This is a genomic window from Thermococcus sp. (genome assembly GCF_027066465.1).
Lineage (GTDB): Archaea > Methanobacteriota_B > Thermococci > Thermococcales > Thermococcaceae > Thermococcus.
This window is the reverse complement of record NZ_JAMONU010000213.1, coordinates 1-20,381: the sequence shown is the minus strand read 5'-3', so window position 1 is coordinate 20,381 and position 20,381 is coordinate 1. Positions and strand designations below refer to the sequence as shown.

The following is a 20,381-nucleotide window of genomic DNA, read 5'->3' as shown; positions in this document are numbered from 1 at the left end:
CAAGTTTTCCGGGGATAACCCCTTCCGGAAGAAACCTGCACTCAAGAACCTCAGTCTCGCCGAGTTCATCCTTCCAGACCCTTTTCTCAAACTTGACCGTTCCGTAGAAGCCCGGCAACCCGGATATCCAGCGGTAGCCCCTCTGACCCTCGAACTCAAGGTGAACCGGCATGTTAAGGGCTGTTCTCACAAGGAGCTCTGCATCGTTTGTCAGCTGAATGCTCACACGGGGATTTTTCAGAACGTCCCTAAAGCTCCTCCCCGGAAAAAGCTTGAAGAAGAAGCTCACCCCCTCCCTAACCACACCCACGGGGGTTACGTTGCTCTCCGTTGTCAGGAGAAGCTCGTAGACTTTTCCCTCCTCAAAGACTTCAAACATGGAAACCACCGGAAAAGGAAAGAATTAGAGCTGCTTGGGAAGGACGATGATGTCGTCCCTGTCGATGTAGAAGGTGACCGGCTGAGTCGGCCTGAGGTTGGCCACCTCCCTGTCGCTTATGGTTCTCGCTATCAGGCGGGTTTCGCCGAAGATTCCAACGACTTCGGTGAAGAAGCCGTAGTACTCAATCAGGTCAACCTTTCCCTCCAGTGAGACCGTGTTCTCCCCCGGCTTGAGCTTGATGCGCTCAGGTCTTATGACGAGGACAACTTTATCGCTGTCGCCGCTGTAGTGCAGACCGTCGAGGCGGAAGCTCTCAAATTCAACGGTAACGCGGTCTCCCTGCCTATCAACGACCTTTGCTGGGATGACGTTGGTCTTGCCCATGAAGCTCGCCACGAACTCAGTTCTCGGACTCTCGTAGATTTCCTTCGGGGTTCCAACCTGCTCGACCGTTCCCACGTTCATGACGGCTATCCTGTCGCTTATCGCCATAGCCTCCTCTTGGTCGTGGGTGACGTAAATCACCGTGATGCCTAGCTCGCGCTGAATCCTCCTGATTTCCGAACGCATCTCAAGGCGAAGCTTGGCGTCGAGGTTGCTGAGCGGTTCGTCGAGGAGCAGAACCTTCGGCTCGACGACGAGCGCCCTCGCTATGGCGACGCGCTGCTGCTGACCGCCGGAAAGCTGTGTGGGATAGCGGTTCTCGAAGCCCTTGAGCTTGACGAGTTCGAGCGCCCACTCAACCTTCCTTCTTATCTCTTCCTTCGGGAGCTTCTTGAGCTTGAGGCCGTAGGCAACGTTGTCGAAGACCGTCATATGCGGCCAGAGGGCGTAGTTCTGGAAGACCAGAACGGCTCCACGCTGATAGGAGGGGAGGTAGGTAACCTCCTCGTCGCCAAAGTATATGTGCCCGCTGTCCGGGTAATCGAGACCCGCGATAATTCTCAGGGTAGTGGACTTTCCACAGCCGCTCGGTCCGAGCAGTGTGAACAGCTCCCTGTGCTTTATGTGAAGGCTGATGCCCTTTAACGCGGTCGTTCCATCGAAGGTCTTCACGATGTTCTCAAGCTTAACATCAACCATCCCAACCACCACCTCAGGTAAGACCAATGAAGGAGTACCTCTGCTTGGTTATCACGTTGGCCAGAACTATGGCCGTTATCTGCACGAGCATGAGGAAGACACCCAGCGCGGCCGCGAGGTTTGCGCTCCCAACTGCACTCATGATGAGCTCTCTCATTTTTGCCGTTATCGGGTACCATGTTGAGTTTATTGAACCAAGTGTAATGCCAACGCTGGTCTCGCTCATACAGTAAACGAAGCTCAGCATTGCACCGCCGAGGAGGTTGAGGGATATTAAGGGCAGGAGTATGCTCGTGAGGGCCTTCCACCTTCCGGCCCCAAGGTTCATCGCGGCCTCCTCAAGCGACACATGAACCTGCTGGATTCCAGCGGCTATCGAACGGGCCGCAAACGGGAGACGCCTGATGGAGTACGCGAGAATCAGTGCCGCTCCCGGGAAGAACTGTATCAGGTTCGTCGGGTCGAGAATGGTGCCCTTGAAGGGTGGAACCGTCGAGAAGAAGAAGAAATAGCTCATTGCTATAACTATTCCGGGAACCGCTATCGGTATCGTGGCAAGGCTGTCCAAGACGGGGGCGAGCTTGGCTTTCTTGAACCTGCCGGAGGCGTATGAAGCTGTGAGCGACAGCAGGATTATTATCACTATCGCGACGCTGGAGTAGAGAAGGCTGTTGAGGATGACCCTCTCGACGTCTGGCTGGGTGATTAGGGCCTTCATGTTGTCGAGTGTAAAGCCAGTCGGCCAGGTTCCGTACCAGCTCTTCGAGAACGCGAGGAGTATGACACCAATCTGCGGGAATATCGTGATGAGGAGCATCGGCACCGCGACGAAGGCTATGAGGAGGGCCTGCCACCACTTGGGTTTCGCAACCCTCGGCTTCCACCTGCCGCCCTTGCTGAGCATGGCGTACTGCTTCATTCCAACGTACCAGCGGATTGCGAGGAACATTATGAGGGCTATCGTGAGCATCACGAGGGCCAGCGCCGCCATCTGGGGGTTGCCTATCGCGAACCCTGACACGAATGAGCTGTAAATCTGATACGACATGAGCTTCTTGGCTATCGCACTGCCCTGGAAGACAATAGGCGCGGCGAGGTCTTCGAGGCTGAAGATTCCAACGAGAACTGCACCGGCGGCAATTCCTGGAAGGGCGAGCGGGAAGGTTACCGTTCTGAACAGGTGGAAGCCCCTGCTTCCGAGGTTCTCGGCCTGCTCTTCAAGGCTGGGGTCGATGTTTATGAAGCTCGCGTAGGCGTTGAGGTAAACTATCGGATAGTACGTTATCGTCTGTGCTATCACAACGCCAACGAGGCCGTCAATCCATATCGGCTTGGGGAGTATATGGAGGTGCTGGTAGAAAATCCAGTTTATCAGTCCGTTGGGGAGGAACATCTTCTGAACGACGACGACGTTGACGAACGGAGTTACGAGAAGCGGGATGAAGAGAAGGATTCTCATAATGTTCTTCCCTGGAAAGTCGTAGCGGGCCATGATGAAGGCGAAGGTCGTTCCGAGAATCGTCGTTAGAATCATGACGCTTATCGAGACTATGATTGAGTTGAGGACGACACCGAAGTCAAGGCCAGAGAAGTAGTAGACCTCCTGACCGTTGTACGTGGTCAAAGTGACGAAGCTACCCTGGGGATGGAGCGGGTTGAAGTAATAGCTTGAACCGAATATGCTCTTGAACCAGTAAAGCGATAGATGCCCGTTGTACTTGAAGGCCGTGCCGAGCATTACTATAACGGGAATCACGAGGAACGCTATGAGGTAGAGCAACGGAAACAGGAAGGACACCATAACCACCGGGTCTGGAAGGGGTGTTCCGAAGAACCTTTCACTCCATTTGCTCACTCTCATGCCTGAACCTCCCTTGGTTTTTAACCACCCCGCGGTAACTACCTAAGGATTGGTCGGCCCGTTTTAAAGGTTTCTGAAAAAACCCTTGAAACTCTTTGAAAAAAGCACCGACCCGCTTAACTTCTTCCTGTCAAAAAAGGGGTTGATAAAAGGTAGAGAAAAGATTAAAGGGCTTCAGCTGCCCTCCATCTTCTTGAGGTCTTCCATAACCTTGTTATACTTAGCCTGGGCCGCCTGCCTCCACTCCTGCATTATCTGGCTCTGGAAGGCCGCGTCGGTGGCTATCTTGTCGTTTATCTCGGCGGCGTACTGCTCGGTGAAGGTTACCATTTTGCCGGTGAGCGGGTCCTTAAACTGAATCGGTGCCGTCAGCTCATCCTCAAGCTGCTGGAACTGCTGTTCGGTTATTTTGCCGCTCTTGTAGGCGTTGACTATCTCCATCCAAGCCTCGTGAAGCGGGCCGTTGACGTCGATGAGTGTAGCCTTGAAGTAGTACTGGAGGGAGTTAACGGTCTTGAGGGCCTCGGTGTCGTTGAAGGGTATTCCCTTGGCCTGTATAGCGGCCTCGTAGTTCTTGAGAAGGACAGGTCTGGCCTTGCCGAAGGTCTCGCCGGCGTACTTGCCGTTGAAGAGAACCTTGGCCTCCTCCTGAGTAATAGTCTGGTTGAAGATGGTCGGGTTAATCGGAAGCCTGTTGACCTCGGGGCTCATCCAGACGGCCTGACCCTGGGTGAGAACCCAGTATATGAAGGCCTGGGCCGCCTGCGGGTGCTTGCTGTACTTGAGGAGAGCAATCGGGTCGCCGTTGATTATGCTCTCTCCCTGGGGTATAACGTAGACACAGTTCGGGTTCTCCTTCATCGCGGTGTAGCCGTAGAAGTCGATGGTGTTTCCAGCCGCTATCTGGCCGTTTATAACGGCGTCTCTAACGGCGTCGCTGGCTTCATAAATCTTGGAGTTAGCGGCTATGATTGTCATTATGCGCCATCCCTTGTCCCAGCCGAAGGCCTGGAGGATAATCTGGTAAATCCTAGTGTTCGAGGTGCTCCTGGTCGGGTCGGCTATACCGTACATCGGCGGGTTGCGCGCCCAAGCGGGGGTCGCTATGTCCTCCCACTTGTGCGGGAACGGAAGGTTCTGCTTCTCAAGAACCTGCTTGTTGACGGTGAATCCGAATGAAGAAACGGCCGCGGCAATCCAGTAAACCTTACCGTTCTGCTCAAGAATCATCGGCATTCCGGCGAGGGTCTTTGGAATCTGGGTTCCTATGAGGTTGAGCACTTTCTGGTCGGTTATCGGGGCAAGGTAGCCCATCTTGTACATGTCATCGAAGAGAGTTGGACCTCCACCCCAACCAACGTCGGCGCCCTGCTTTATGTACTGCGGCCAGAGGGCCTCAGGAACGTTGATGAACTTGAGGTTGGTGATGTGGTACTCCTTGGCAATCGGACTCTGAAGGAACAGCTCCTTGGTTATGTACTGTATCGTGGCGTCGTGCCTCGTAACGATAACCAGCGTTATGCCCTTAGCGGAGCTGGTAGAGGTCGCGGTTCCGCTTGAACTCGAAGAACTGCTGCTGATACAACCGCTGGCCACTACACTAAACCCTATAACCAAAATCATCAACAGAGCCAAGGACTTCCTCATGGCAATCCCCACCCCTTTTTTGAGGCTCCTTTAAAAAGCGTGTTGGTTCAAGATTATAAAAATGGAAAGGGAGTTCACTTCCTCCTCCTGAGGAGGAGCGGTATGACCGCAAGGCCAACTATAGCTGCGGGACCGCAAATCTTCTTGCTACTTGAGCTCGTGGTCGAGGTAGGAGCAATCTTGCCCTGAGCAACATCAACGCTCCAGTGGAGGAAGTTGTTTATGAAGGTTGGACCGTCAAGCTTGACACCGTAGTAAACTGATGCCCACATCGGCATGTAGCCTCCAATCGGGGTCTCACCGCTGACGATGATAACGTCCGGCTTCTTGCCCTGGAGCTCGACTATCTGGACGGCGACAATCGGGAACTGTCCGGTGTTGCCTGCCTGGTACGCGTGGGCCGCTGGAGCGTTGTTCTCGACTATCTCACCGTTCTTGGTAGTCCTGACGATGACGTAGGTGTACTTCGGCCTGCTTGTGTCGTTGAGGACGTGCCAGTTGCCCTGGCCGTTGGGGTTGTCAACCCACGCAACGACACCGGGGCCGTGCTCGAGAACCTTTCCACCGTACTTAAAGCCCTTGGTTATCATGTCCTTGGCCGGGGTGTCGGGACTGGGCTGAACGAGGGCGATAACACGGTAGCTCTTTCCAGCGTTGCTCACAGGGTCCTCGACGGAACAGAGGTCAACGCGGAGGTTCGTGATTCCGAGCTGGTCGAGGAGGCTGTCAACGAACTGCTGGGTCTTAACACCGCTTCCGTAGTCGGAGTCACCGGCAACCCAGAGAACCTTTCCTCCTTCCTGAAGCCACTGCTTGATTGCCTGAACCTCGTCCGGGTAGAACGGGTTGGTTGGCTGCGGGATGATGAGAACGTCAACGCCCTTGAGGGCGTCGTATGTTATCTTGCTTCCGAGGTCCTTGATTCCAAGCTCGTCGGCGTACTTGGGGTCACCGAAGTAGACCCACTTCATGTCCTTAATCGTCTCGAGGATGCCGGGAGTGAGGGTCTGGTTCTTATAGGTCAGCGGCGTGAGGCCCTTCGGATTCTCACCGTGGGCCAAATCGACGGCCACGGTTGCGATTGGTGTAGTCTCTGCAGCGCTGGCCATGGCGAACCCAAAGACGCTAAACAATACAAAAGCCGCAATAAGTATTGCAGCCCTCCTCATGGTATCACCGGGTTATTTATTGGGTAAGTAGTTATAAATCTTATGAAGGAAACTTTAACAGAGCTGAAAAACTTCCGCAAAGCCCTTAAAGTCTTCCGCCGTTTCAGGCTCAGGTGGTAGTATGGACGTAGAGGAGAAGATTCAGCTCATAAAAAGAAAGCCGACAGAGGAGCTTTTGACGGAGGAGAACCTGAGGCATCTCTTCGAGGTTGGAATCCCGATGCAGCACTACATCGGCTTCGAAATCAGCGGTTACATTCACCTCGGAACCGGACTCATGGCCGGAGCAAAGATAGCCGACCTTCAGAAGGCAGGGATAAAGACGAGGATTTTCTTAGCCGACTGGCACAGCTGGATAAACGACAAGCTCGGTGGCGATTTAGAAACCATACAGAAGGTCGCCCTCGGCTACTTCAAGGAGGGAATGAAGCAGAGCATCAAGGTCATGGGCGGAGACCCCGACAAGGTCGAGTTCGTTCTGGCCAGCGAGATACTTGAGAAGGGCGACTACTGGCAGACAGTAATAGACATCTCCAAGAACGTAACCTTAGCGAGGATGATGCGCTCGATAACGATAATGGGCAGGCAAATGGGTGAGGCGATAGACTTCGCCAAGCTCATCTACCCGGCGATGCAGGTTGCTGACATCTTCTACCAGGGCGTTACCATAGCCCACGCCGGAATGGACCAGAGGAAGGCCCACGTCATAGCGATTGAAGTGGCCCAGAAGCTGAAGTACCACCCGCTCGAATGGAAGGGCGAGAAGCTCAAGCCGGTCGCTCTGCACCACCACCTCCTCCTCGGTCTGCAGGAGCCTCCGGTCTGGCCGATAGAGAGCGAGGAGCAGTTCAAAGAGCTTAAAACCCAGATGAAAATGAGCAAGAGCAAGCCCTACTCGGCAGTTTTCATCCACGACACGCCGGAGGAGATTAGGGAGAAGCTCAGGAAGGCCTTCTGTCCCGCGAGGGAAGTCAGGTACAACCCCGTTCTCGACTGGGCAGAGTACATAATCTTCCGCGAGGAGCCGACGGAGTTCACCATACACCGCCCGGCTAGGTTCGGCGGCGACGTCACCTACACCACGTTTGAAGAGCTCAAGAGGGACTTTGCGGAAGGGAAACTCCACCCGCTCGACCTCAAGAACGCCGTCGCCGAGTACCTCATCGAGCTCCTCAAGCCGGTTCGCGAGTACTTCGAGAAGCACCCGGAGCCGCTCGAGCTGATGAGGCAGGTCAAGATTACCCGCTGATTTCCCCTTCCCTTTGCCGGTGGTAGGATGCCGGGGATTGACGAAAAGGACCGGGAGATACTGAGGATACTCCGGGAGAACGGCAGGATTACCCTTACGGAACTCGGCAGGCTGGTCGGCCTTTCACCTGCCAGCGTAAAGAACAGGGTTGAAAAGCTCGAAAGACTCGGGGCAATCAAGGGCTACTCCGCGCTCATCGACACGGCCTTTCTGGGTCACTTCGTCAGGGCGCTTATCGAGCTTAAGTTCAGACACTTTGACGAGGGTGTGAGGCCGTACTTAAAGAGAGTCGCAGGCTTCAGCAACGTGGAGTTCCTCTACGTGAAAACGGGAGACTGTCAAGTTCTAATCAAGGCGAGCTTTCGCGATACCGACGAGCTTAGAGCGTTCCTCGAACGGCTTAAGGCAATCTTCGGAAGGAACCTGGAGTTCATGGAGGCGAACCTCGTTGTTGAAGAGCTGAAGAACTGCTGGCTCGCCGATGAGGACGCCTCCCGACTCTGAGCCGTGATGAGTGGACGGCTGGCCGAGGCGGTGAAGATGCTCTTCATAATAAAGCCCGGAAGGAAGAAGAACGAGCTTGAGGCCTTTTTCATCGAGAACGAGCCGGAAAAGCTGAGCGAGATGAGGAACCTGAAGGCCGAGCGGGTATTCCGCCTCATAATGCGGGAGGGAAGGCTCTTCAAGGTTCTGGAGGGAAGCAACTACCGCAATCCAAAGGAGATTGAGAAGCTTTTAAGGCAGGCGAGAATCGTTCTCGTCAACGCGGACGAGTGGGAGGACTACTTCAAGAGGAGGCTCCAGAGCAAGCGCGTTGAGAAGGCCGAATTGTGCCGTCTCTGCCTCCTCGAGGGCAGGATAACAGTCTTAACGCCAGGCAACAGGATAAAGTACCGGGACGAGTACATCTGCGAGCGCTGTGCGGAGGACGAGCTGAAGAGGGAGCTCCGCTTCAGGTTCAACAGCATAGCGATGTTCGAGCAGGCCAAGAAGCTCCTCGACAGGTTTAGGGACCTTGATAAGGTTTTGTATGCCTTCGACCCGCGCTTCGACCCGACGAAGCACCCGGAAGTCACCAAGTGGGACGAGCTGAAGGCCAAGCACATCAAGGTCGAGAGGGTCAAGGTTGATGAGCTCCCGCTTCCGGAGAGGTTTAAGGAAGTTCTGAAGGCCGAGGGCGTGAAGGAGCTCCTCCCCGTTCAGAGTCTGGCCGTCAAGAACGGCCTCCTTGAGGGAGAGAACTTGCTCGTCGTTTCCGCGACTGCGAGCGGCAAAACGCTAATCGGAGAGCTGGCCGGGGTTCCCAAGGCGATGGAGGGCAAAAAGCTCCTCTTCTTGGTTCCGCTCGTTGCTTTGGCAAACCAGAAGTACGAGGACTTCAGGAGGAGGTATTTGAAGCTCGGGCTGAGGGTTGCCATTCGCGTTGGAATGAGCCGTATAAAAACTAAGGACGAACTGGTAGTCGTTGACACTGGAATCGACGCGGACATCATAGTGGGAACCTACGAGGGAATAGACTACCTTCTCCGTGCCGGGAGGAAGATAGGGAACGTCGGGACGATTGTTATAGACGAGATACACACGCTCGACGACGAGGAGCGCGGGCCGAGGCTCGACGGACTAATCGCAAGGCTGAGGAGGCTCTACCCGAAGGCCCAGTTCATAGGTCTCTCCGCAACCGTCGGGAATCCTGAGGAGCTTGCCAAAGAACTCGGCCTCAAGCTGGTGCTCTACGACGAGAGGCCTGTTGATTTGGAGAGGCACATCATAATAGCGAGAAACGAGTCGGAAAAGTGGCGCCACATAGCCAACCTCTGCCGGGCGGAAGCGATGAGAAAATCCAAGCAGGGCTACAAGGGGCAGACGATAGTCTTCACGTTCTCAAGGAAGCGCACGCACGAGCTTTCAGCCTATTTAACGAGCAAGGGCCTCCGCGCGAAGCCATACCACTCCGGTCTGCCCTACAAGCAGAGGAAGCTCACCGAGATGGAGTTTCTGGCTCAAAGGCTCGACGTCGTCGTCACGACCGCCGCGCTGGGAGCGGGCGTTGATTTTCCTGCCTCTCAGGTGGTCTTCGAGAGCCTCGCGATGGGCAACAAGTGGTTAACCGTCAGGGAGTTCCACCAGATGCTCGGAAGGGCTGGAAGGCCCCTCTACCACGAGAAGGGTAAAGTTTACCTCATAGTCGAGCCTGGAAGAAAATACTCGGCCCAGATGGAGGGCACCGAGGAAGAAATAGCTTTCAAGCTCCTGACGGCCCCAATAGAGCCGGTTCAGGTTGAGTGGAGCGACGAGCTTGAGCAGGACAACGTCCTCGCTCACTCCTGCGTCTTCAATCGGCTTGACGTTATAGAGGAGGTTCAGGAGCGCTGCTTAGGGGCCAACCAGAGCGCCGAGAAGGTTTTAGAAAAGCTGGAGGAGTTCGAGCTTGTGAGGCTCAAAAGGCCCCTCGTCGAGGTTACACCATACGGGCGAGCAGTTAGCATGAGCTTTTTACTGCCAAAGGAGGCCGAGTTTATCCGGAAGAACCTTCGGGAGAAGCCCGCTCGCTGGATTGCGCTCAAGCTTCACCCCTTCGAGAACCTGTATCTAAGCGGAACACTCCAGAGGGAGCTTGAGGGGGCCGTGAGAGGCAGGATAAGCTCCAGCGTCTTCTCGCCGAGCTTCGCTTCTATTCTGGAGGAGCTTGACAAGGTGATTCCGGAGCTAAGTCCGAACGCGGCCGAGAGGCTGTTCACGATTTATCAGGAGTTCTTCACCTGCGGTGAAGAGGACTGCACCGAGTACGCGATGGAGCGCGTCGGGAACCTCATAATCGAGCTTCGCAGGAGCGGAAAGCATCCAACGCAGATAGCGGAGCACTTCAGGAAGGTCTACGGCCTAATCGTTTACCCGGGCGACGTCTTCACGTGGTTAGACGGCATCGTCAGGAAGCTTGAGGCTGTTGAGAGAATCGCGAGGGTCTTCCGCGTGAGGAAGGCTGAGGAGGAAGCGAAGCTTTTGAAGAGGGAGATAGAGGAGGGAAAAACCCTCACACCTGGAGAACCATCTGCGCGGGGTCCCTTATCGCTGGACCGAGGCCGAGGATATAAACGGCCAGATACCAGAAGCGTCTCTCCTCCTCGTCGGGAACGAGGTATTTCAGGGCGTAGTAGACGACCACGAGGATGAACGTTATCCAGGGGTAGTAGACGTACGCCCCGAACCAGCTCACGAGGTAGTGCTCGACCCAGTGAACCTCCCTGTAGTGGTAGAAGTGTATTCCGACGACCGTTGATGCTATGTCGAAGTAGTGAGCCAAGACAGGGTAGAGGTAGAGCCTGTCGAAGGGCCTCCACCTGTAGAAGAGGAAGACCGCGGCCCAGCTGACGGCGGTGTGGAGCAGTGTGAGTTCGTAGGGCCGCCAGTTTTTGGCGTGGGTTACGAGCAGGTAGTTGGCCCAGATGGCCAGAACAGTTCCCCACGCGATTGTAATCTTCGGATACGTTTTGAGCTTTGTATCGGCCACTATGGCGGGGACTATGAGAACAAACGCCGTAAAGAATATCCCCGGGGTTAGTATCAGCGGGTTCTCGGGAAGGACTCCCCCATCCACGAGCGCCCTGACGGTTGCCCCGAAGACCACCATCGGCGTTACCGCCCAGAACAGTCTCTCGTCAACTTTGATTTTCAGAGGCTTGATTATGTAGCGGTAGGAGTAGATGACGCCGAGGCCAAAGAGAAGTGCGTAAACGAACGTGTTGACAGCGTTGTAGCCGCTCCTTGTGAACATGGGATGCCAGAATTCGTTGTAGAAAAACCGCCAGAGGTCAGCAGTTACGCTCATCTCACCACCCAGAGAACGTGGGTACTTTCTTTTAAAGCACTTTTGGAAGGACTTAAAAGGTGTTGTGAGAACTCAATGGGAGGTGATTTCATGTACGGACCGGTAGCCGGACACGGGGTCGTCCCATCCCTCAGTCTCATTGGGCTGGTAAGTTACCTGATAGCCCTCTTCATAGCGGGCCTGATACTGTCCTTCAGCGCCAAACTCGTTGGGATAAGGGACGCCTCCGTGCTGAGGGCAATGGTCGGCATAATCGGTGGGGGAATCCTCGGCGGAATAGCCGCTACCATAGTCGCCCTGCTCTTTGCTTGGACCGGACCGTTCGCGGCTTTCCTGGGCTTTCTGGCGTTCCTGATAGTGTACGTCTGGACAATCAAAGCGGTCTTCAATACCGGCTGGATAAGGGCCTTCATAGCCCTCGTTATCGCGGTCGTGATAGAGATAATAGTCCTGATTGCTCTGTCCGCGATAGGTCTTGTCGCGATAGGCTCCCTGAGGCTCTTCTGATTTTTCACTTTCCAAAACCTATAAATAGACCGAACCCCAAGAAAACCCGATGCCGGGATTCTTCACTCCAGCCACCGAACTCAAAGGGATAAAACCCTTCGACGATTTTCCCCTTGAGTTTGGGGATTCGACACTCTCGGCCGTTGTATCAACGGATGAGCTCGCCTTTCTCGTGTTTCTGCACACGTTCATGGCCAGCTCGCTGTCCGGCTCGGCCGCCTACTATCTCGGCCCCGGACGGTTCTTCTCGCCCTCAATACTCCAGAGGCTTGAGGGAGACGCCTCAAAGGTGCTGGTTGGCAACGTATACTCCATGGATGAGCTCCTGGAGGCGATAAACTACGTTGAGAACGGCTCCAGCGTCTTCGTCGCCCAGTTCCCCCTTCTCAAGGGTGTAACCCCGGAGAAACTCGTGGAACTCCGGAGGGCATCCGATGAGGGAGCGCTCAGGGTTGTGCTCGGACATCACGCCGTCGTTTTTAACGAGCTTGACCTTCCCGGCGAGTTCGTGAGGCTCTTCCACGTCCCCGAGCTTTTCGACGCCCTCGTTGTCCTCAGGACCTCATCCTACCGGGGGCACTACAAGCTCAACGTCAGCATCTTGAAGGCACCCCCGGAGCAGGTGTCGGTGCTTGGAGACCACTCGATTGGAATAGACGGCCTCGTCAAGAGGATGCTCGGTAAATAGCGACGTGCCCGAGTCCCAGGGAATACCTGAGGTAAACCGCGATGAGAAAAGTTGCAACAATCACCGCGAGCGCCGCGTAGTCCTTTCTACTCATCTCTATGTCCCTCAGAAAAGTCCTCCTCTTCCCGTAGCCGAAGGCCCTGCTCTCAAGGGCTATGCTAAGTTCGTGAGCCGTTTTTAGGGACGCCACTATCAGCGGAATCAAAACGGCGGTCATCTTCTTCAGCCTGACCAGGGGTTTTCCCCTGTCGAGTTCAAGTCCCCTGCTCCTCTGGGCGTCCATTATTGTCTGCGCCAGGGAGTAGAGGGTTGGTATGTACCTCAGGGCAATCGTCAGGGTCAGTCCGAGTTCGTAGGGGAGGCCGAGCCTGACGAACCCCAGGATGAGTTCCCTCTGCCGCGTTGTCATGAGCAGAAGGAATGTCAGAAGTCCGAAGGAAAGCAGCCTCAGCGAGAACGAGACTCCGAAGATAAGGCCCATGTACCAGGGGCTGTAAATTAAGGGCCAGAAGAACAGCGTGAAGGCGACTATCACGAGCAGGGGCTTAAGGAGGGAGAGCTGTCTTCTAACCTCTATACCCCCAAGGATTCTGCCCGCGATGAGAATTAGGAAGAACACCGGAAACAGGAACCTCGGGTCGTTGAAGAACATCAGGGTAAGTATTCCGAGCAGGGTCCCGACTATCTTGACCCTCGGGTCGAGGGAGTGAAGGAAGGAGCTTTTTCTGACGTAGAATTCCCTCACCCGAGCACCTCCATCAGCTCCTCAACGCTCCTTACGAAGCCCGCTCCAAGACCCTTCGCCAGCTCCAGCAGTTCGGGAAGTTCAAGGGAATACTCCTCCAGTTCAAGTTCAAAGAACTCCTCAACGGAGCCTTCGAAGAGCTCCCGCCCGTTGAAGAGAAGGACAACCCTCTCGGCCAGCTCGAGAACCAGGTCCATGTCGTGGGTTATGAGAAGAACACCGTGTCCCTCCTCTCTGAGCGTTCTGATTGTCCTCACAACGCTCTTCTCGGCTTTTCCGTCAAGTCCGCTCGTCGGTTCGTCGAGGATTAGATACTTCGGCTTCATGGCGAGGACGCAGGCTATGGCTAGTCTCTGCTTCTCGCCGCCGCTCAGGGAGTATGGCGTTCTCTCCTCGAAGCCCTCGAGACCCACCGCCTGAAGGGCCCACCTCACCCTCTCTTCGAGCTCCTCTCCCCTTATCCCAAGGTTCTTTGGCCCAAAGGCAACCTCGTCGAAGACCGTCTCTTCAAAGAACATGTGCTCCGGGTTCTGAAAGACGTAGCCAACTTTTCTGCTCAGCTCCGCAACTGTGTGTCTCCTCGTGTCCATTCCATCAACCAAAACCCTTCCTCTGACGGGCTTCAGCAGACCGTTTAAGTGCTTCGCCAGGGTTGTCTTTCCGCTTCCGTTCGGACCAACTAGGGCGAGTATTTCCCCGCCAAAGGTCAGGTCAACTCCCCTGAGGATTTCCCTTCCGTCATAGGAAAAGTGCAGTCCCTCGACAACTATCATCGCTCAAAGCTCCTCGCGCTCCTTAAAAACTTTCTCAGTTCCTCCTCAACGGAGGGGAGAACCCTTTTTGCCACCTGGAGAAGGGAAACACTCCCAAGCAGCATCTGAAGGGAGACTGCCCCAGCCGGGACCGGGTTCTTGACGTTGAGTCCCAATCCAACCACGGCCCTTTTAACTTCCCCCATCTCCCCCGAGATTTCGACGAGAACCCCTCCAAGCTTTCGGCCGTCAACGTACAGCCCGTTTTCAACCGGGACGGCTCTAACTCCCATCTCCCGCAGAATCCTCAAAACCGCCGAGAGCACGGGTTTTGAGAGCTTTCTGCCAGCCTCGAGGGAAAGCCTCTCCGAGATTGGCAGAGAGACGTAGAGTCCTCCCGGCGGAGAAAACCATGACGCTCCACGCCTGCCCCTTCCGGAGCGCTGAGTTCCGGCTATGGCAAACTCCCAGTCCTCGAGATTCCAAGCCACGTCCATCGTTGACGAAGTCTCCGGGAGATAGACGGCCTTAACGGGCAGCTCCCAGGGATAGGGAACGTCAGGTCTGCCTTCCACGACGTAGCCCTTCCCGGTGGAGCGTATGGAATATCCCAGCTTTTTGAGTTCTCTAACGTGCTTCCAGACCGCCACCCGCGAGATTCCAAACTCCCCCGCCAGTTTCTCACCTGAAACCGGAAACGGACCTCTGAGAATTGCCCTCTTCACGGGGCTGTCCCTGAGCATTCTCTTCCTCGACACGGTATTTCGTTAACCTAAACACTTTAAAGTTTAACGAAATCATCAATCGGTGGTTTCATGAAGGCGAGGGAAACTGCACTGGTTGGGCTTTTCGTCGCCATAACGGCCGTCAGCGCCCAGATTCAAGTTCCCATCGGACCGGTTCCGATAACGCTTCAAGTCTTCGCGGTCCTTCTTTCGGGCCTTCTGCTCGGCTGGAAACTTGGGCTGCTGTCCCAGATGGTTTACGTCTTCGCGGGTCTCATCGGACTGCCGGTCTTCGCGGGGTTTACGGGTGGCTTTGCGCACCTCTACGGTCCAACCGGCGGATATTTGACCGCGTTTCCGCTGGCTGCTCTAACAGCGGGTTTGTTTTCCGAGCGCTCCAAGAGAGCGGCCTTCTGGCTCACTGGCTCGCTCTTGGGGGTTGGTGTAATATACCTCCTCGGCTGGCTGAGGCTCGGGCTTTACCTGAACGGCGACTTCACCAAAGCGCTCTACATAGGGGTGCTGCCCTTCGTTCCCTTCGACGTTGCAAAGGCCTTCCTCGCGGTTACGGTCGCGAAAACCGTTAAAAGAACTCTCCCCTGGCTTTAAGTTCTTCAAGGGTCTTCTCGGCGAAGGCCACGTCGAGGGAGCTCCTGACGCGGAAAAAGCTGAGGGCCACTTTGGGGTTCCTCTTCGCCAGCTCCTCTATCGAGACCGGCTCGTAGTCGAGGAACTCGGTAACCCTTGAAAAGCTTCTGTAACCCTCTGCGAGGGCCGATTCTATCGCATCCCTCAGCGCATCCGGCTCGTAAACCGCGTGAAATACCTCGGCGCTCCCGTCGTTCCAGACGGGAATTAGCGCCTCAGGTTCGTTTTCATAGAAGAGACCGATGAGGTAGTTCACGAGGAAGGGCATCACCAGGGGCATGTTGCCCTCGACCAGGAAGAACGGTTCCCCCGGAAGGGCCTTGAGGACGGCTTCCACCTTGCTTCCCGCCACAGCGGGAAGGGGGTTTGAAACGTGGAGGGAGTAGGTCTTCAGCTTATCCTTTCTTACGATTGTGAGAACTTTATGAATTCTCTTGGCGGTTAGGAGCCTCTTCTCGGTGAGCCTGACGACGGGTTCTCCATTTACCGGGAGCGTGTAGTTCTCCCACCGCTTTTCTGGAAACGCTAGAACAACGCCGAGCATGATGCAGAGTAGCGGACGGGCTTTAAAAATCTCCCGCCCGAAAGTTTTATATACTCTGGGTTACTAAAATCTTCCGGCAAAAAGCCAGGAGGTGGTTTGAATGGCAGAGATGATAATACCTTACCCGCAGCTCCAGAAGATTCTGGAGAGAACCTGCGAGCTGGCCGTGATAAAGCCGAGGGCCGAGGAGATGATGGACATAGTGGAGAAGAAATTGGCAGACCTCTTCGAGGTTGCCTACGAGAACGCCAAGGCCGAGCGCTCGAGCACGATAAAGATGCGCCACATACCGATTACCAAGGGCTTCAAGAACAGCCTGAACCTCTTCAGGGCGGTCATCGAGGACGAGAAGGTCCAGATTGAGCCAATTAGGAAGTACGTCCTCAAGAAGATACCCGGCGACATTCCGCTCGAGGAGGACGTCGTCAACGAGCTTCCCATAATAACCGGAACCCTCTTCGTGCTCATCGGAAGGGTCATCAAGGCGCTCCACCCTGAGATTAAGAACGTCTACCCGGAGCACATCGAGGAGGCCAAGAAGGTTCTGGACTACACGCTCTAATATTTCTATTTACTTCCGTTGCTTTCACATAACAAACGAAAAATTTATATGCCTATAATACAACTTTCCATGGTGATACTATGACAAAACTGGCGTTGTTCTACTATGCAGGAACAAAAACTACTCCAGTGGAACAAATTTCTAAGTTTATCGAACTGTTTGATGGTATCATATTATTATCTACAGGGGAGGGAAAATATGCCAACGCCTCAGCCCTTATCCATAATATAGAGACATTTGCCACGAAATCTAGTTCAAGATTTGAGATATGGGCTGAAATTCCATATTATTCCCCCAATGGACCTCCTCGGGCTCTTGAAGATGTTCAAAACTGGATAAACAAATTAGAATTTTCTTGGATATCTAACAGGATAACAGGGTACTATTTCAGTCTAGAGGGTGCAGCATCTGTTCTTCAGGACTCCATCAAAGTAAGGGATATTGTACGTTATGTCAGAGATATGTATAAGAAACCTATTCTCTGGATACCTATAGAAAGATGGGGGGACCGTGATCCGTTGTATCTAACAAGAAAATGTGTACAAAAAGTAGGATTTACCCATGTAGCTCCGCAACCCCATTATTACATGGTTACTGATACTAAAGGTGATTACTACAGACCAAATGGCATGAATTATCAAGATTTAAACGAGTTTATGTGGTTCTGTCATGAAAATGGGTTCGGTGTCGAAATGGAATGGGACTCAGCAGTTAGAGGGTATTGCGAGCACTGCGGGTACGGATGTGATGCCGTTAAGTGCACAGAGAGCAAAAGACTACTTAATATCTCTTAGGGATATTGAAGAGGAATACGGAAAGTTTCCATATGTTGTTTACTATTTTAGCACAGACATTAACAACTATTTAAAAGTGGTGAGGCAATGAAAAGAATTTTTGATGATACATTTAAAACTCTTCTTTTTTTGTTTGTTCTAGGATTATTCACTCTAAGTTCAGGAAGTGCGACTAATATATTATGGAACGGGACCCTCTGGGCTATCATAGATGAGGAAAACGGAAACTATTACCTGACGACAATCTCAACTAATGGATATCTCACAAAGGTTCCGCTCCACCTCAACGGGACTCCCTGCGGTCTGGTTTGGAACGGAAGCGAGTGGCTTGTGGAGACGTTTATCCCCGACAGCGTGGTGGTTCAAACCCTCAACGGTTCAGTTCTCTTCAGGCTACACAGCTACGACTGTAGTGGCTTCGCGTACCTCAACGGGACTTACTACGTTCCAATCTCGGAATCAGCAAGGATGGGAGACTGCTCGCTTGTCCAAGTTTCGGGAGATGGGAAAATAAAAGGAACAGTCCCTTGCGGTTTCATCAACGGTGTGAGGGTAAAGGCCGTTGGAGCGGGGCTCTACCTAATGAACTGCACCGGAATTTACATTTACTCCAACGGGCACTTTGAGTTGATTCAACGACTTGAAAACTGCGCGGAAGACTTTGATGTCCTTAACGACAAAATTCTCCTATGCTCCAACGACTTCATCGAGCACTCTAAAAACACCACGAGAAAAATACTGACCTCCTGCGACGCCATCGGTTGCAACGGTCGAGAATGCCTGATTGTGGCAAATGGAACGCTCTACAGTTACGATGGTGGACTGAGAAAGTTCAAAATTGAGAAGGTCGTGAACCCTTCGAGTGCCTTTAAAAAGACCATCGCACTGAGCGTGTTTATCGCCGTTCTAGCAGGTCTGCTCATTTGGAGAAGAAGGTCATTCTGAGAGTCTCAGCTCCCCCAAACTCTTCTTTTATCCACTCAAAGTGCTTGTCTCGTGTGACAAGAGTGAGCTCCCGGTTTATCACGACCGTAGCAACTATGGCATCTACTGCCGGAACGGGCGTCCCTCTCTTGACCATTGCCTGCGATATCCTGACCGCGAGCAGGTAGTCTTCAAGGCTTGAAGTTATAACTGTCAAACCCAGCTCAAGCGCCTTCGGAAACTCCACGACGTTGAGAATCGTTGTGTACCCTTCGAGCTTCCTGCGAGATTTTAGGGTATCAATCAGGACGTTGGTGTGTAGAGAGCCTTTTCCATTCGGCACCCCTCGTTTTCTTGAGTGCCTTCTCGTACTCCTCAACGGGCATGCTCTCAAGCTCTTTCCTGAAGTCCTCCCCAAGAAGCGAGAGCAGTTCGTCCGAACTGAGTTCTTCGGCCTCGATTTTGGCCAGATACTCCGCTATGGCCCTTCTAGCTACCTCGCTCCACTTTATCCCCGGATGCTTCTTCATTCTCCTGTAGAGGTCGGGCGGGACTGAGAGGGTTATGTTTGGCATGTCCTCACCGCACAGGATTATGTGAGTTCACGTATTTAAGTTTTTGTTTTGGGTCTTAGACTACACGCTCTGATGTCCTTCTTCTACTTTAAAGTTACTTTTCTTTACGCTTTGATGAGGAAACACTTATAAGCGCTGGCTCGTATTTTGAGCGGTGGTTGGGTGAAGAGGGGTATCGTTGCGGTCATCGTTTCACTCCTCCTGTTCCTCCCGCTCGTCGCTGGTGCGACACTAAAATGTCCTGCTAAAGCTCCGGCCGAGAAGGCAGTCTGCAGGCTGGAGGGCAACGGGACGGGAAAGCTCTACCTGAAGAGCGTTGACGGTATTCCAGCAAGAGGGTATACAATTATCTTAAGACACGGTCATCACGAATCAGTCTCAACCAAATATCAACATGACCCAGCCAAACTACCTGCCGAGGTCATATTTTGGGCAGACAACGCATTGAAAAACGTTGTAGATTTTTACGTTGGTTCCACCTCTGACTGGCTTCTCCTAAACAGGGAACACACTTTTGTATTTGAGCTGGTCATGGAAAATGGCAGTAAGGAGACTTTTGAAAAGAAAATTTTCCTTGTGAGTACTCCTAACTGGAACGACCTGAGAGAAGATTTAGTTGATTTACTTCGGGGGGCTTTTATTCTCTGGGTTATACTATCTGTATTCTGGGGAATTGCAGAGTGGTGGCGCAATAGGGACTTCATGCGTTTTATGGAGATTGCGCGACTATCATTATCATCAACTGCATTGCTTATAGTGGCTATGTTTAGTCTATCCGACTTCCGACCAATTACCTTTGGGATACCCTACTATTATTTTGGGACCGGAGACAAACTATGGGGAGACATCGTAGTCTGGTGGGGTATATGGGCACTCACCACGCTGATACCCCTGTATAGCTTTGTTTATCTCAGAGTAACACCAGACCTGAGACACATAGCTCATCAAGAGTTCATTTCGAAACTAAAAAAGCAAAAACTAACAGACTGTTCCGGACTCGCGTGGTTTATCGCTCCCCTCGCGCTGGTCTCTGGAGCACTTGACTCTGAGATTGAAGTCCTTCTTTTAATGTTCCTTGTAATTGCCCTCGCGGTGTTTACCCATCACATCCTCAAGACTATAAAGCCAGAGGGCGTGCTCTTCGTAAATTTGGCCATCACAGGCCTCCTCACGCTCAAATACCGCCCAGATTTCGCGTTCGTGGTATTTCTGGTCGTCCTCCTCTTCGTGGTGTACGTTATCCAGAAAAAGTGCTTCAAGCGCTTCACGACGGAAAAAGAACGCTTGATTGCGGAAATTGAAGAGAGGGTTGCAAAAATCGAGGGGGCAGGAAGATGAGAAAGCTCGCCGTCCTGCTCATTGTCCTGTCATTGGTACTTCCTCATGTTTCAGCCACCGAGCTGACCTGCCAGAAAACCCTTCCCTCAGCGTCCAGTGATATGTACTGCAACCTGACCGGACAGGGAAACCTCAGCGTGAGGGTTGTCGCATTCGATGGTTTGACACTCAAGGATTATTCCAGCTATGGGCACTGGGAAAAAGTAAATGGGAAAAGAGTTGCCGATTTGAATCCGATTACCGAGCAAATCCCCCTCAGACCTAACTCAACTGCAACGATGGAAATAACTATCTGGAACGTCATGGTCGATGCAATTTCCGAGATAGGCCTCGATAGCTCACATAATTGGATTTTCAACGGA

Annotated in this window: 22 protein-coding genes and 1 pseudogene; 11 read left to right on the top strand and 12 right to left on the bottom strand. The window is 53.3% G+C overall.

Translation table 11 applies throughout. The features are described from left to right. The 5 genes from MVK46_RS10455 to MVK46_RS10435 form a co-directional block, all read right to left on the bottom strand. A partial coding sequence (locus MVK46_RS10455; RefSeq protein ID WP_297536687.1) for a DUF447 domain-containing protein occupies positions 1–379 on the bottom strand: 379 nt, incomplete at its 3' end. A gap of 24 nt (positions 380–403) precedes the next feature. Next, positions 404–1,465, bottom strand: a complete 1,062-nt coding sequence (locus MVK46_RS10450; RefSeq protein ID WP_297536690.1) for an ABC transporter ATP-binding protein — start codon at positions 1,463–1,465, stop codon at positions 404–406. A 13-nt stretch (positions 1,466–1,478) separates the two neighbouring features. Beyond that, positions 1,479–3,326, bottom strand: a complete 1,848-nt coding sequence (locus MVK46_RS10445) for an iron ABC transporter permease (RefSeq protein ID WP_297536685.1) — start codon at positions 3,324–3,326, stop codon at positions 1,479–1,481. 174 nt (positions 3,327–3,500) lie between these two features. Continuing rightward, entirely contained in the window at positions 3,501–4,973 is a 1,473-nt protein-coding gene (locus MVK46_RS10440; protein ID WP_297536683.1) for an ABC transporter substrate-binding protein, read from the bottom strand. A gap of 74 nt (positions 4,974–5,047) precedes the next feature. Beyond that, positions 5,048–6,142: a CGP-CTERM sorting domain-containing protein gene (locus tag MVK46_RS10435; RefSeq protein WP_297536681.1), complete on the bottom strand. Its 1,095-nt coding sequence runs from the start codon at positions 6,140–6,142 to the stop codon at positions 5,048–5,050. Between the two features lie 121 nt (positions 6,143–6,263). Here MVK46_RS10435 and MVK46_RS10430 point away from each other — a divergent pair, with 121 nt between their 5' ends. From MVK46_RS10430 to MVK46_RS10420, 3 genes are read left to right on the top strand one after another with little or no spacing between them, the layout of a single operon-like run. After that, positions 6,264–7,391, top strand: coding sequence for a tyrosine--tRNA ligase (locus tag MVK46_RS10430; protein ID WP_297536679.1), 1,128 nt, complete (start codon positions 6,264–6,266; stop codon positions 7,389–7,391). 27 nt (positions 7,392–7,418) lie between these two features. Then, a complete protein-coding gene (locus MVK46_RS10425; protein ID WP_297536677.1) occupies positions 7,419–7,895 on the top strand; it encodes an Lrp/AsnC family transcriptional regulator in 477 nt (158 codons plus the stop codon). Positions 7,896–7,931: 36 nt separating this feature from the next. Further along, entirely contained in the window at positions 7,932–10,562 is a 2,631-nt protein-coding gene (locus MVK46_RS10420; RefSeq protein WP_297536688.1) for a DEAD/DEAH box helicase, read from the top strand. Here MVK46_RS10420 and MVK46_RS10415 read toward each other — a convergent pair. After that, a pseudogene (locus tag MVK46_RS10415) lies at positions 10,486–11,163 on the bottom strand (DUF63 family protein); the annotation flags it as partial. The gene MVK46_RS10420 and the pseudogene MVK46_RS10415 overlap by 77 nt on opposite strands. A gap of 144 nt (positions 11,164–11,307) precedes the next feature. Between MVK46_RS10415 and MVK46_RS10410 the strand changes: the two are divergent. Together MVK46_RS10410 and MVK46_RS10405 are read left to right on the top strand one after the other, a co-directional pair. Continuing rightward, positions 11,308–11,724, top strand: a complete 417-nt coding sequence (locus MVK46_RS10410; protein ID WP_297536675.1) for a hypothetical protein — start codon at positions 11,308–11,310, stop codon at positions 11,722–11,724. A gap of 49 nt (positions 11,725–11,773) precedes the next feature. Beyond that, a complete protein-coding gene (locus MVK46_RS10405; RefSeq protein WP_297536673.1) occupies positions 11,774–12,412 on the top strand; it encodes a hypothetical protein in 639 nt (212 codons plus the stop codon). Here the strand turns inward: MVK46_RS10405 and MVK46_RS10400 are convergent. Genes MVK46_RS10400 through MVK46_RS10390 form a run of 3 tightly spaced genes read right to left on the bottom strand, consistent with a single transcriptional unit; the run spans position 12,390 to position 14,667 of the window. Beyond that, entirely contained in the window at positions 12,390–13,157 is a 768-nt protein-coding gene (locus MVK46_RS10400) for an energy-coupling factor transporter transmembrane protein EcfT (RefSeq protein WP_297536671.1), read from the bottom strand. The genes MVK46_RS10405 and MVK46_RS10400 overlap by 23 nt on opposite strands. Continuing rightward, a complete protein-coding gene (locus tag MVK46_RS10395; protein WP_297536669.1) occupies positions 13,154–13,930 on the bottom strand; it encodes an energy-coupling factor ABC transporter ATP-binding protein in 777 nt (258 codons plus the stop codon). Before MVK46_RS10395 ends, MVK46_RS10400 begins: the two co-directional genes overlap by 4 nt. Continuing rightward, positions 13,927–14,667 (bottom strand): biotin--[acetyl-CoA-carboxylase] ligase, encoded by a 741-nt coding sequence (locus MVK46_RS10390; RefSeq protein WP_297536667.1) that lies wholly within the window; start codon positions 14,665–14,667, stop codon positions 13,927–13,929. The genes MVK46_RS10395 and MVK46_RS10390 overlap by 4 nt, the downstream gene beginning before the upstream one ends. 57 nt (positions 14,668–14,724) lie before the next feature. Here MVK46_RS10390 and MVK46_RS10385 point away from each other — a divergent pair, with 57 nt between their 5' ends. Next, positions 14,725–15,243 carry a biotin transporter BioY gene (locus MVK46_RS10385; RefSeq protein WP_297536665.1) on the top strand — a complete coding sequence of 173 codons (519 nt, stop codon included), beginning with the start codon at positions 14,725–14,727 and terminating at the stop codon, positions 15,241–15,243. Here the strand turns inward: MVK46_RS10385 and MVK46_RS10380 are convergent. Then, positions 15,218–15,826, bottom strand: a complete 609-nt coding sequence (locus MVK46_RS10380) for an NTP transferase domain-containing protein (RefSeq protein ID WP_297536663.1) — start codon at positions 15,824–15,826, stop codon at positions 15,218–15,220. The genes MVK46_RS10385 and MVK46_RS10380 overlap by 26 nt on opposite strands. Positions 15,827–15,926: 100 nt before the next feature. Between MVK46_RS10380 and MVK46_RS10375 the strand changes: the two genes are divergently transcribed. The 3 genes from MVK46_RS10375 to MVK46_RS10365 all read left to right on the top strand — a co-directional run bounded on the left by MVK46_RS10375 (position 15,927) and on the right by MVK46_RS10365 (position 18,127). Then, positions 15,927–16,388, top strand: a complete 462-nt coding sequence (locus tag MVK46_RS10375; RefSeq protein ID WP_297536662.1) for a DUF1931 family protein — start codon at positions 15,927–15,929, stop codon at positions 16,386–16,388. Positions 16,389–16,468: 80 nt separating this feature from the next. After that, positions 16,469–17,182: a hypothetical protein gene (locus MVK46_RS10370; RefSeq protein WP_297536660.1), complete on the top strand. Its 714-nt coding sequence runs from the start codon at positions 16,469–16,471 to the stop codon at positions 17,180–17,182. Positions 17,183–17,269: 87 nt separating this feature from the next. Continuing rightward, positions 17,270–18,127: a hypothetical protein gene (locus tag MVK46_RS10365; RefSeq protein ID WP_297536657.1), complete on the top strand. Its 858-nt coding sequence runs from the start codon at positions 17,270–17,272 to the stop codon at positions 18,125–18,127. Here MVK46_RS10365 and MVK46_RS10360 read toward each other — a convergent pair. After that, on the bottom strand, positions 18,102–18,449 hold the full coding sequence (locus MVK46_RS10360) for a PIN domain-containing protein (RefSeq protein ID WP_297536655.1): 348 nt from the start codon (positions 18,447–18,449) through the stop codon (positions 18,102–18,104). The two genes, MVK46_RS10365 and MVK46_RS10360, sit on opposite strands and share 26 nt — an antisense overlap. Continuing rightward, positions 18,406–18,681 (bottom strand): hypothetical protein, encoded by a 276-nt coding sequence (locus tag MVK46_RS10355; protein WP_297536653.1) that lies wholly within the window; start codon positions 18,679–18,681, stop codon positions 18,406–18,408. Before MVK46_RS10355 ends, MVK46_RS10360 begins: the two co-directional genes overlap by 44 nt. A 162-nt stretch (positions 18,682–18,843) precedes the next feature. On the opposite strand from MVK46_RS10355, the gene MVK46_RS10350 reads away from it, so the two are divergent. Together MVK46_RS10350 and MVK46_RS10345 are read left to right on the top strand one after the other, a co-directional pair. Next, positions 18,844–20,019 (top strand): hypothetical protein, encoded by a 1,176-nt coding sequence (locus tag MVK46_RS10350; protein ID WP_297536650.1) that lies wholly within the window; start codon positions 18,844–18,846, stop codon positions 20,017–20,019. Further along, positions 20,016–20,381, top strand: a 366-nt coding sequence (locus MVK46_RS10345; protein WP_297536648.1) for a hypothetical protein, incomplete at its 3' end; no start/stop codon positions are given. The genes MVK46_RS10350 and MVK46_RS10345, both read left to right, overlap by 4 nt.